The organism is Desulforhabdus amnigena (assembly GCF_027925305.1).
Lineage (GTDB): Bacteria > Desulfobacterota > Syntrophobacteria > Syntrophobacterales > Syntrophobacteraceae > Desulforhabdus > Desulforhabdus amnigena.
In genome coordinates this window covers 939,815-952,656 of record NZ_BSDR01000001.1, presented here as the reverse complement: position 1 = coordinate 952,656, position 12,842 = coordinate 939,815, and the positions used below count along the sequence as shown (strand labels likewise).

The 12,842-nt window shown below is 43.0% G+C and carries 9 protein-coding genes; all 9 read left to right on the top strand.

Annotation, left to right across the window (positions count from 1 at the left end; genetic code table 11):
• The first annotated feature begins 47 nt into the window (after positions 1-47).
• The 9 genes from QMG16_RS04190 (at position 48) to QMG16_RS04150 (ending at position 12,808) form a co-directional block, all read left to right on the top strand.
• The gene (locus QMG16_RS04190; protein WP_281792416.1) at positions 48-821 is read left to right on the top strand and encodes a class I SAM-dependent methyltransferase; all 774 of its coding nucleotides are present in this window, start codon (positions 48-50) and stop codon (positions 819-821) included.
• A 142-nt stretch (positions 822-963) separates the two neighbouring features.
• Positions 964-3,048 carry a glycoside hydrolase domain-containing protein gene (locus QMG16_RS04185; RefSeq protein ID WP_281792415.1) on the top strand — a complete coding sequence of 695 codons (2,085 nt, stop codon included), beginning with the start codon at positions 964-966 and terminating at the stop codon, positions 3,046-3,048.
• Positions 3,049-3,062: 14 nt separating this feature from the next.
• Positions 3,063-4,514, top strand: coding sequence for an O-antigen polymerase (locus QMG16_RS04180; protein ID WP_281792414.1), 1,452 nt, complete (start codon positions 3,063-3,065; stop codon positions 4,512-4,514).
• Positions 4,507-5,961, top strand: coding sequence for a sulfatase family protein (locus QMG16_RS04175; RefSeq protein WP_281792413.1), 1,455 nt, complete (start codon positions 4,507-4,509; stop codon positions 5,959-5,961). The genes QMG16_RS04180 and QMG16_RS04175 overlap by 8 nt, the downstream gene beginning before the upstream one ends.
• Positions 5,962-6,171: 210 nt before the next feature.
• Positions 6,172-7,290: a glycosyltransferase family 4 protein gene (locus QMG16_RS04170; RefSeq protein ID WP_281797028.1), complete on the top strand. Its 1,119-nt coding sequence runs from the start codon at positions 6,172-6,174 to the stop codon at positions 7,288-7,290.
• Positions 7,291-7,432: 142 nt separating this feature from the next.
• Complete coding sequence (locus QMG16_RS04165) at positions 7,433-8,440, top strand: NAD-dependent epimerase/dehydratase family protein (RefSeq protein WP_281792412.1); 1,008 nt, start codon at positions 7,433-7,435, stop codon at positions 8,438-8,440.
• 80 nt (positions 8,441-8,520) lie between these two features.
• Positions 8,521-9,501 carry a glycosyltransferase family 4 protein gene (locus QMG16_RS04160; RefSeq protein WP_281792411.1) on the top strand — a complete coding sequence of 327 codons (981 nt, stop codon included), beginning with the start codon at positions 8,521-8,523 and terminating at the stop codon, positions 9,499-9,501.
• 100 nt (positions 9,502-9,601) lie between these two features.
• Entirely contained in the window at positions 9,602-10,822 is a 1,221-nt protein-coding gene (locus QMG16_RS04155; protein ID WP_281792410.1) for a GumC family protein, read from the top strand.
• A 72-nt stretch (positions 10,823-10,894) separates the two neighbouring features.
• Positions 10,895-12,808 carry a polysaccharide biosynthesis protein gene (locus QMG16_RS04150; protein ID WP_281792409.1) on the top strand — a complete coding sequence of 638 codons (1,914 nt, stop codon included), beginning with the start codon at positions 10,895-10,897 and terminating at the stop codon, positions 12,806-12,808.
• Positions 12,809-12,842: the final 34 nt, after the last annotated feature.

Sequence of the window (12,842 nt, the reverse complement as noted above, 5' to 3'; positions counted from 1 at the left end):
GCGATCTCTGTGATGAATGGATAAAGATTATATTGGGGGGGAATGACTTGATAATTGAATGTGAAGCATTTAAGCCGAAAATAGCATCTATTCAACTTATTGAGAATAGTATCATTGACATTAAACCAGAAAAGGCTATTCTTTATAGCTGGCTTAATTCATACGTCCAAAATCAGAAAACTAGAATTGCATTTGATCTCGACATCATAAAAAATAATATTGATATTGATAAAAACATTTTAGAATTTGGATCAGTTCCATTATTACTAACGAATGCGTTAGTAAAAACAGGTTATCAAGTTACAGGTATTGATATTGCTCCAGAACGATTTAATTCTACTATTAAATCTTTAAATATTAATATAATTAAATGTGATATTGAAAGACAGCGTTTACCTATCGAAGACAACTCATATGATTTATCTGTTTTCAATGAACTTTTCGAGCACTTGCGCATAAATCCAATCTTCACAATGTCTGAAGTTCTAAGGGTTTTAAAACCATCAGGCATACTTCTCTTATCAACCCCCAATCTTAGGTCGTTAAAAGGAATAATTAATTTTTTATTTAAGAATCAGGCTTTTTCAAGCTCTGGAGATATTTTTGAGGAGTATGAAAAGTTAGATAAACTCGGTCACATGGGGCATGTTCGAGAATATACGAGCGATGAGGTGGTTAAGTTTCTCAATAAAGTAGGGTTCAATGTTGAAAAACTTATCTTTAGAGGAAGGTATAGATTATCTCGCATACCTGCGTCCATGTTCAAATTGTTTCCGAAATTAAATCCCTTTATTACCTATTTTGCAAGAAAAACGGGCTAAAGTCAGGATTCCTGGAGAGAGTTGCAGAGAATAAGGAAATTTTAAAAATTGGCTATTTTCCTTTTTTGTGGCATCTCCGTGATCAAGAGAAGATTTGTCATAAAAAAGATACTAAATATTATTATATGAAAAAGATAAGTATATGAAAAATTATATTGTTTGGTTAATAATTTCGTTACTTTTTATATCTTCGAATAATGTTTTGGGATTAGATAATCCGGTATGGATTGACAATAATATAGCAATGACAGACGATGTTCTTGATCCATGGCAAAAGATAGAAATCAATAAGAATATTGTAAAACTAACTGGGCGTGATTATGAGATTTCAAATGAAGCTTTAATGTCAAATATTTCTATTAATGGGAATAAAATACTTCAAGATCCAATAAAAATAAAATTAAAGGTCAATAATGAATGGGTTGATTTTTCACCAGCAAAGTTTCAGTTTGAAACCATAAAAAACAATAAAGTCATTGTTAAGTCAGAGTATAATAGCAAAAGCTTTAAAACAATAACTAGAACTAATATAGAGTATGATGGTTTCACGCAAGTTGATTTTACGATTACTCCAATCGCAAATTTGACAATAAATGACTGCCATATTGAAATACCTCTAAAAAAAGAATTTGTTTCTCTTTTTACACATCATTATCTCGAAAAACCTCCTTATGATATTAACAGCATTAATAAAGAGACTGACTTTAAAGGTGGTGCTCTCCCTGATGAAGGATGGTTTGGACCTTTTTCTCCAGCTATATGGTTAGGCAATGAAAGTGTTGGAATTCAATGGTTTTCTGAAAGCATGGAGGGATGGTCCATCTCTAATAGGGATCGAGTCATCGAAATCAAACGCAGTGGTGATACGGTTTCACTATTTGTTCATATTATTGGCAAAAACTATAGTCCCCAAAAAGAGATCACTTTTAAGTTTGGAGTGATTGCAACCCCGGTAAAACCATTCCCCTCTTTTCAACAGTATAGTACATTCAGTACGGCACAAGCAGCTTCCGCAGCAATGGCTTTGAGATGGCTGAGCCCTGATGATTTGGATAAAGCTGTTCAGAAGGGGTTGAAGATAATTGTGATTCATCAGATGTGGACCGAACTGCAAGGTTATCCTGGAACGTTCGAGAATAGGAACGCCAAGCCTTTGAAGCGCTTTATCCAAGAAGCACATAATAGAAACCTGAAAGTCATCGTTTATATTGGAAACATGCTCTCCATGGCTGCTCCCGAATGGCCAAATTACGGGGAAAAAATGGTTATTGAGCCTAAAAGGGATTCAAAAAAGCGAGATGCACCTCCTGCACGATCAGTGCTGGTCGATGCAAATAGATTTTTTTCTGACTTTCTAGTTTATAATATTCAACAGATGATTCGCGAATATGACATCGATGGAGTCATGCTCGATGGAACTGGAATGATTTTCCCTTGTGAGAACAAAAGACACGGACATGGAGTCACCGATTCTGATGGAAATAATCATCCTACCTATCCAATTGCTGAAACGAGAGACCTTTTGCGTCGCTTATATCATCTTTTTCATATGAGTCCAAAGAGAGACGGTATTATTCTTGCCCACGTAGGGTCGCCTTTCGTGCCTTCACTATCTTTTTGTGATTTCCGCTGGGCTGGAGAGGCAACGCTCAGGAGGTACAGGAAAGGTTATTTTGGATGGCTAGCTTCTCTTCCTTTAGGCGGGGTCTCCTTGGATGAGTTCAGAGCTTCTTATATGGGATACCAGTATGGCATACCGACCATTTATATGACCAAAGCCGACAAGAGCCCAGTATCAGCTAATGAAACGGCAGCGCTTGCACTCCTTCATGGGGTGATGCCGCGATTCAATTGGTTGGATTTTGCAGACAAAAAGGACCCTAATGCTTTGGAGCATTATAAGGTCTGGAAAATGCGTAAGGACTTTGGGTTGGACGGTTCTGTCTTCTACCCTTATTGGGGAACTCAACCGGGCGTCAGTATTGAGCAACCGGATAAAGCTAAAGTATCCTTCTATAAGAAACCCGATGGAAGTATGCTGCTGTTTATAATGAACATGAGCGACAATGACGAAACTATAAATGTGAAGTTCGATCTGGGCGTTCTTGGAGTCCAAGCCAGAAAATTTCAGTATGACACTGTTTCAGGAAAGCACGGGATGTTAAGCAATTCGAGTCTTCCCGTTTCAATTAAGGCAAAGTCATACGAAGTAGTTTTGGTCTACTAGATTGAAATTAACTTATGATGAAAAACTTACAAAAATTATTGTTTTTTTTACGAGAACAATTTTTGATAATTATTGTTCCCGCGTTCATTTTGAGCGGTTTTGTAGCAAGTTTTTCCTCTTCATGGAGTTTTGATACTCCTATAGTTATCGTTATTTTTTTGATCATTATTTTATTTGTGCTGTTTCTCTATAATTTAATCTATATAGATAGTAACTTTAATTATTTATCTATATTTAACATGTTTTTATTAGTTATTTTTACTTTTTACGTAGCCAAACCATTATTTATAATATTCTATCTTCATTATGATATTGCTGACTTTTCGGCAACTCTTTCTCAGAAAGGTGATTTGCTCTCCAAAGCACTCTCGTTTGTCATTGTTGCCGTGATCTTCGCTTTTATTGGATATCGATCTTCTTTGGGAGCTTGGATTGCAAACAGCTTACCGATTCTCCCCAAAAAATGGGATCGTAGGCGACTGATTATTGTACTTTGGCTTTGCCTGTTTTCTGGCCTAATTTCTTATATCATTCTTATGCACTCTGCAGAGCCGACTGGACCACGCTCGCAATTGGTTGAAGATGAAAACAAATATGCTTTTCTAGGAATTCTTTCTCTGCGTATATGTCTTATTCTATTATTTACTGGTAGTATAGTCTTAAATAATAAACTTTTAAAAAGATCTTTCTGGATATATCTTCCAGTATATACCATTCTTATGCTTAAGCTTGGTGGAAGAGGGCGCCTCGTATATCCGGTTCTTATGTGTTTAATTATTTATAATTATTTAAAGAAAAGAATAGAAATCAAACAAATTATTTTTTACATAATATGCTTTTTGGGAGTAGTTAGTATTTTGTTTGATCTTGCCTATCATTTTTTATTTCAACAAATTACCTCCGCACAAAATATTGAAGCTTCAAAAAACTTTTTGCTTGATTTCATGCTTAAAAGGAACTTAGATCGTGTCGACAATTTCATCCTCGTAATTAAAGGAATGAAAGATCAACTCGATTTTCAATACGGCAAAACATTCTTAAGTATTCCTTTTAAATTTCTCCCTGCTGATTGGCCAAAAGCTTTTGGCCTAAAGTTGATAGGGGGAGGTACACTTTTTATGCAAACCTTTTTCCCAAGTGTGCTTGCTCAAGGGTCAGGTATCCCTATAACGCTCATTGGAGAGCTTTTTTTAAATTTCCATATCGTTGGAATTGGTTATGGAATGTTTATCCTTGGAGTTTTTATTAGGATATTTCAAGATTATATGGATCGCGATCGCACAAATCCTTGTGCAGTCATCTTATATTCCCTTTTCTTTGTTTATCTTCCAAACCTTATAGGTGGAAACATCTCACATTTTATGTTGTTTACCGCTATAGATATTTTTCTCCTTTTTCCTGCTATGATTTACATCACGAGGCATTCTTACGTGAATATACCTATACGGAGGCAATTGAATGCTTAAGGGCCCCAATATTGTTTTCATTGTTTTGGATACGGCACGTGCTCACAATTTTTCCTGCTATGGGTACGGGAAGCGAACGACTCCCAACATTGATCGCATAGCGAACGAGGGAATCCTGTTTGAAAATGCTATTTCTTCTTCCCCATGGACTTTGCCGTCTCATGCATCCATCTTTACGGGACTGTGCCCGTCAGACCATGGATGCCATGAGAGACATAAATTTCTTGATACCGGCATCTATACTTTGCCTCAATATCTCAAGGAAAATGGATATAAAACCATCGCTATCTCCAATAACAGCTGGATAAGCAAAAGTTTTGGTTTCGACAAGGGGTTTGATGAGTTTATCAACCTCTGGCAATTGGTTCAGTGCGACACCGATTTAGCCGCACCGTCAGCGAAGGGGGCGGACAAATACATGAATGCCGCTAAACTTTTTCTTCGCGGCGACCCGATTACGAATATCATAAACGGTATTTACGGTAAGTTCTTCTGGCGAAGGTATGACTATGGAGCGAGAAGAATCAATCGTCTTTTGAAAAGCTACATGGGAGGGGGGCTCAAGGGATCACAACCTTTTTTCCTTTTTGTGAACTACCTCGAATCTCACTTGATTTATAAAGCCCCCGAACCCTATTTTGGCAAGTTTTTGCCCGCAGACGCTTCTTTACAGGAAGCCGGAACTGTCAACCAGGATGCATGGGCGTATATGGGGGGGCTTGTTCCCATGGGAAGCCGGGATCGGGAGGTGCTTACAGCCTTGTATGATGGAGAGCTTGCGTATCTGGATCACCGAATTGGTGAAGTCTATGAGTTCCTCAAACAAAATGGCCTTCTTGACAATACGATGTTGATTCTCACCAGTGATCATGGGGAAAATCTTGTTGAACACAATCTTATGGACCATCAGTATTGTCTCTACGATACGCTCCTGAAAGTACCCCTGATCATTCGATACCCGGAAGCCTTTGAACGTGCGAAACGGTCAGATCGTATCGTGCAGACGCTGGATCTCTTCCCCACTATTCAGGAGATTCTGAAAACCGATGAGTGGAAACAGGAAACTCAGGGGGTGAGTCTCCTCCATGAGGAAAGCGATCGTTTTGCCGTTTCTGAATATCTGGGGCCTCAGCCGACGATGGAGGCGATCTTCAGGCGCTATCCCAACGGAGATTTCAAGAAATATGACAGAAGCCTTTTTTCCATTCGCACCAAGGACTGGAAACTGATCATGGCCTCTGATGGGCGGGATGAGCTCTATGCTGTTTCGCAAGATCCTCATGAGATTCATAACTTGTTGGAATCCGAGCCGGATGTGTATCGAGAGTTGAAGGAAAAAGCCCGGAAATGGAAAGAGGTTCGGGAGGGAGAAGGTGCCTTGAGGGAAGAAGCTCACATGTCGGACGAAATAAAAAAGCGTTTGGAGTCTTTGGGATACTTCAATTAACGTTTTCTATCCATGATATTCAGGATGCGCAATTGTTCACCATGGAAGCACCGAGTGCGCAGAGAGTGGCTTTGAGGTTATGTTTTTAAGACAGGCTTCGATATCGAGGCCTGTTGTTCTGTGCCCTTTACGTCTCTGTAGCGAATATTACCAGGAGGCTCCATTCCCTTGTCTGTCCGGAAAGTAAAGGTTTTACATTTAATTACTCGTATGATCGTTGGAGGTGCACAGGATAACACCCTCCAGACTGTTAAAAAGCATGATCGAAGTCGATATACAGTCCACCTGGCATCAAACCCAGAGGGTGTATGGAGCAAGCTGGGCCGAGAGTATGCCGATTGTTTCCATTCGGTTCCAAATCTTGTGAATCCGATCCATCCTGTTTGCGATTTGAAGGCTTTTCGTGATATTTTGAGTCTGATTCGTAAAGAGCGTTACGATATAGTGCATACTCACAGTTCAAAGGCCGGAATCCTCGGCCGATTTGCCGCGCGGATGGCGCATGTGCCCGTCACGGTGCATACGATTCACTCTTTTTCTTTTCATGATTTCATGTCTCCCTGGAAGCGCAATCTTTTTATTAACATAGAGCGCGCTTGCAGAGAAATGGGAGATTTCTATATCACGGTCAGCGAGCGGAACCGGATGGAAGCCATCGGACTCGGTCTTGTCCATGAAGATGCGTGCCAAACGGTGTACAGCGGCATTGATTTTGCTAAGCTTGACCGTCCGTGCGATCTCGCTGAAACTCGAAGACAGCTCGGGATCCCCGAAGGGTGGCGGACCATCGTGATGGTAGGACGGTTGGATCCGCAGAAGGCCCCTTATTACCTCATTCAGGCGTTTTCGAAAGTGATCGAGATCCATCGCAACACTTTGTTGATTTTTGCCGGCGAAGGAGAACTGGAAGAGTCCTTGAAGGCTCAGGCTCGGCGACTCGAGATAGCCGACAAGGTTATGTTTTTGGGATCTAGATCGGATATTCCTGAAATCCTTAAAGTTTCAGATATCTTCTCTTTGTCGTCCTTATGGGAAGGGTTAGGGCGCAGTATGACCGAGGCAATGTTGTTGGGGATTCCTGTTGTTGTCCCAAATATTCATGGCATCCCGGAAATTGTTCTCCACAATGAAACAGGCTTTCTTTTTTCGCCCGGCAATGTTGAAGAACTTGCCGCTCAGTTGAGCTATGTTCTGGATCACCCGGAGGAGGGGGGGCGAGTTGGGGCAAACGGTAGAGCGCTGACGCGGCGGCTCTTCGATGCAGACCATATGGTCCATAATATTGAAAGAATCTATGAAATGTTGTTGCAAAGAAAGCTTGAATCGTAAGGGTTCCCGTGTCTGAAGGTCGATTGAGTAAGAAACTGAACCGAACACAAAAACGCACCTATCCGCTGCCCACTCGATCACCGGTTTGCACAAGAGTAAATCGGGCGTCAATCAAGTGTGCAGTTTATTCCGACGGACAACTATGAAAACTATTTTGGTTACCGGCGCATCCGGCTTTGTCGCACGACATTTGATTCCACTCCTTCTTGAAAGGGGATGGCATGTCAAGGCCGCCGTAAGAAACCAGCAAACCTTTGATGTGCTGCAGCTCAGATTTTCCGAATCCGCCTTACGGGCAAATATGACTCCCGTTGTGGTGGGTGAGGTGGATGGAAAGACCGAGTGGCAAAGATCTCTGGAGGGAGTTGCAGCTGTTGTGCATCTGGCTGCCAGGGCTCATATTCTTCACGATAAATCGCCCGATCCAGAAAGGGAATTTTTTCGAGTGAACGTGGAGGGAACGGGAAATCTTGCAGAGCAGTCCATCAGGAGCGGTGTCAAACGATTTGTCTTTATCAGTTCGATCGGTGCCATGACGAGCCTCAGCGATGAGGTTCTCGACGAAGATTCACCCTGCCGCCCTAATACTCCGTATGGCTGCAGCAAGCTGAAAGCGGAAAGGCTTTTGGTCGAACTTGCCCAAGGAAGTACCATGGCGTGGACGATTCTTCGGCCCACTCTAGTGTATGGACCGGGTAACCCTGGGAACATGGAACGATTGATCCGGTTGGTGAAATCCGGGTTCCCTTTGCCCTTTGGAGGGGTCAGGAATCGGCGCAGCTTTCTGTTTGTGGGAAACCTGGTCGATGCGATTGTTGCTGGCCTTGAGAGACTCAATGCGGTAAACAGAGTTTTCCTTGTAAGCGACGGTGAAGATCTGTCTACCCCCGATCTCATACGAAGGATTGCTGAACACATGAATTGCCCGGCCAGATTGCTGCCTGTTCCTTCCAATTTACTAAAAATGGGGGGGTGGTTGGGGGATTTCATGGAAAGAATCGCTTTAAAGCCTTTCGTACTCAATGGGGGCGTTATCGAGCGTCTTCTGGGATCTCTGGCCGTTGATAGCCGTTGCATTCGAACCTCTTTGAACTGGTTTTCTCCTTTTACCGTAGATGAAGGACTCTCGTTGACAGTTGGGCAGAAATGATGTTTTTCTCCTTTTTTCTGGTAAGCTTTGTATTTAGTTGTCTGGCTGTCTCTTTTATCAAGAGGAAGTTCAGCAAGTTTTTGACGGACGTTCCCAATGAGAGAAGCTCTCATAGTGTTCCGACGCCGCGTGGAGGCGGACTGGCCATCGTGGTAGTCACGCTGACCGGACTGTGGATTTACTCTTTCATGGCTTTGAGCTCCTTTGATGGAAGGGTTCAGCTTTTGCTCTATTCTATTGCTGCTCTTTTAGTTGCTGCCGTTAGCTGGTTCGATGATCTGCATTCACTTTCGAATCGAGTGCGTTTTGTTGTTCACTCCCTGGCAGCTCTCCTGGCAATGGGGTATTTTGGATATTTTGATGTGATCCATATTCCTATCATGGGAACCATCTCCATAGGTCGGTTCGGAATCCTGCTGACGTATTTATGGATTGTAGGCTTGACGAACGCTTATAACTTTATGGATGGAATTGATGGCATAGCGGGAGGGCAGGCTGTCGTTGCAGGTCTGGCCTGGGCTGCCATAGGGACATTGAATGCTCAACCCTTTTTTACGATATTCGGGCTCCTGTTGGCTGCAAGCAGTCTGGGGTTTCTTTGTCACAATTGGCCGCCCGCTGAAATATTCATGGGAGATGTGGGCAGTTCTTTCCTGGGATTTACTTTTGCGGTTCTGCCCGTCATGTTCGGTTCTTTTGTCCAGAAAGTTTACCTGAGATACGACCTTGCCGTGACGGCCCTTCTCATTGTATGGCCCTTTGTTTTTGACACCTTTTTCACCGTTATCCGGCGTCTATGCAAAAGAGAAAATATTTTCAATGCTCACCGCTCTCATCTTTACCAGCGCATGGTCATTGCCAGTCACAATCACCGTGGCGTATCTTTGCTTTATATGACATTAGCTGCCGTCGGTTCTGTTCTCGCTTTATTTCAGATTCAAGGATTTGTATGGAGTGGGTATGCGATAGTTTTTTTTGTTCCATCTGCATGTTTCACACTTTGGAGATATGTCGTCCAGCGAGAGCAGGATGCTTCATTGTTTCCGGTCGATGATTCTTAACCTGTTGTACTCATCGCGAAAAGAGGTAAAGCACTGCGCTTTCTTGCGCGAGCAGAAAAGAGCATTTTTCCTTATTTAGATGTAAAATCAGGATTACTTCATGGACTCTCTGCAAATGGATATTGCACAACTCGAATCCGTCGAACCCGAGGAAAAAACTCATTACTTGGATTTTTTTATCGTTCTGTTAAAACGAAAGCGACTTATCATTGTTGGGACTGCCGTCACGATTATCATGACGATCGTGTTTGCCTATATGATGACGCCCAAATTTTTAGCCACAACCAAAATCATGCCTCCTCAGCAAAACAGTTCTTCAACGGCGGCACAACTCTTAGGTGCACTGGGAGGTACGGCCGGCCTAGTTCTGGGAGCAGCGGCGCCCACGACTTCTGGAGATCTCTATGTCGGTCTGTTGCAGAGCCAAGCCATACTCTACCCTATCATTGATCGATTCGATCTAATGAAGCGTTATGATGCGAAAACCAAGGAAGATGCTTCCAAAATCCTCATAGATGATATCCTAATTGCGGAAATCGACAGTAAAAGCGGCATCCTTTCCGTCTCCGTTGAAGATCGTGATGCGAAGTTCGCTTCGGATATGGCCAACCAGTTTGTTGAAGAACTGAAAAAACTTCTGGATACTCTTGCAGTTACGGAGGCCAGCAAGAATCGTCTTTTCTTCGAGGAACAACTTCGCAAGGCTCATGAATCGCTTAGTCAGGCGGAAGAATCGCTTATGAACTTTCAACAGAGTACTGGAGCTATCAATATCGACACTCAAGCTACGGCTGTTATGCAGAGTATTGCTGGCCTAATGACCCAAATTGCGGCAAGGGAAGTGCAAATAAACGTTATGAGGGGATATGCCACTGTCAACAATCCAGATTTGAGGAAAGCGGAACAGGAATTGAGCGCTTTGAAGGACCAGTTAAAAAAACTCGAGGAAAAACAAGGGACAGGATCGCAAAACATCTTGATTCCAACTGAGCAGATTCCTGGTTTGGGCAAAGAATACATTAGGAAAATGCGTGACCTCAAATACAATGAAGCTCTTTATGAAATGTACGCCAAACAGTTTGAGGCGGCTAAGGTGCAAGAAGCCAATGAAGCCGCAATCATACAGGTTATCTATAAAGCCACTCCCCCAGAAAAGCCTGCTAAACCCAGAAAAGGCCTTATGGTTATCCTGGCGACTGGTCTCGCTCTGTTTTTCTTCACACTTCTGGCCTTTTTTTTGGAGTTTATCGTAAAATCATCCCAAAATCCCGAAAACGAAGAGCGCATCAAAGAGATGAAGAAGTATGTGAAAAAATTTTAGCACCTCTCGACAGAATTAATCATGTCATGAACATTCCCGGAGTTCATGACATCTTAGGGGGATTCTTCTTCGATGATTTGGTCCCAATGGAAAAATCCAAAACTATATGCAATGCTTTTTGCCGATGCCATTGCATTTCAGGCAGCTCTGACACTGGCCTATTATCTTCGTTTTGAATTTGAGCTCAGTCCCAATAATATGGCTCAAATGAAAGAAGCCTTTCTCTATTCACCTTTTCTCAAATTGGCGGTCTTTTACACTTTTGGACTTTATCGCGGAATGTGGCGCTATTCGAGCCTGGGAGATTTTTGGCGTCTGCCCAAAGCTACGGCGGTTTCTACTGTTTTGATCATGGCTATTACTTTCTTCTCTCCCAATTTCCCTCATACTTCCCGGTCGGTAATCCTTTTGGATGGGCTCCTCACTTTTCTTCTTGCAGGGGGATTGCGGATAACTATTCGCACCGTCTTTGCTTATCGTAGCGACATGAAGCTCTTTTATGGCTTTTATCTTCCTGGCATGATAAAGGGGCGAAAAGGATCGAAGCGCGTCCTAATCATAGGTGCAGGCAATTCCGGAGAAAAGATACTTCGAGAAATATTCGACAACCCACACCTTCGCTATGCTGTTGCCGGTTTTCTTGACGATGATCCAACCAAGATCGGGCGATCCGTACACAGCGTGCCTGTGCTCGGATCGGTTGCTGATCTTCCTGCGGTGGTAGAACAATATGGAATTCAGGAAATCTTCATAGCGACTCCTTCCGCCAGCGGGCAGGAGATGCGCAGGATCGTAGAAGCTTGTAAGGCTTGCGATGTACCTTACAAAACCCTTCCTGGAATTGCAGAGATTATAGACGGTAAAGTGAAAATAAAAGCTCTACGGGATGTCAACTATGAAGACCTTTTAGGGCGTCAGCCCGTTCACCTAGATCTAACAGGGATTTGTGACTATCTGGCGGATCGTACGGTTTTGATCACGGGATGCGGCGGATCGATTGGTTCCGAACTTTGTCGACAGTCCATAAGATTCAATCCACGCGAGCTTGTTTTGCTGGACGCCAGTGAGGAAAATCTTTTCCATATCCAGATGGAGCTCCATCACGAGAGGCATTTTCATGCTTATCATGCGGTTCTCGGAAAAGTCCAGGATGAAGCCCTAATGGAAGATCTGTTTCAGAAGTACCGGCCACAAGTAATTTTTCATGCGGCTGCCTACAAGCATGTTCCGATGCTTGAAAAGAATCCGTGGGAAGCCATTTCCAACAATATTCTGGGAAGCTGGGTGGTCATGGAAGCTGCGGTGAAGTATGAAGCCGAACGGTTCGTTTTGGTATCTACGGACAAGGCGGTACGGCCAACGAACGTGATGGGCGCCAGCAAACGCATCACTGAACTCTTGTTGCAATCGTATAAGGATACCAAAACCCGTTTTATGGCGGTTCGATTCGGCAATGTAGTGGGTTCTTCCGGGTCTGTGATTCCACTATTCCGAAGACAAATAGAACAAGGAGGACCAGTGACCATAACCCACCCGGAAGTGACCCGCTATTTTATGACCATTCCCGAAGCAGTCCGGCTTATTTTGCAGGCGGGTTCTATGGGAAAGGGAGGAGAGATCTTTATTTTGAAAATGGGCACTCCTGTGAAAATTGCCGATATGGCCAAGGATTTGATAAGGCTTTCGGGGAAGGAGCCGGAAAAAGATATTCCTATTATTTTTACAGGGTTGAGAGAAGGAGAAAAACTCTATGAGGAACTCATTACCGTCGGGGAGGGAATCGTGAATACCAACCACGACAAGATCATGGTGCTCCAGGCAAGTGGAAATGGTCGCGGAGGTCCTGTGGAATACAAGAAGCTGATTTGTGAAAAAGTGAGAGAATTGTGTGAAATGAAATCAAGGCATGATGGTTGCCTGATAAGGCAAAAATTGCACCAAATCGTTCCTGAATATACGCCACAAGAGACGGACTGTGTCTTGTGATTTTGCAGTCCAGATCATACAAGGGCAGGGGATG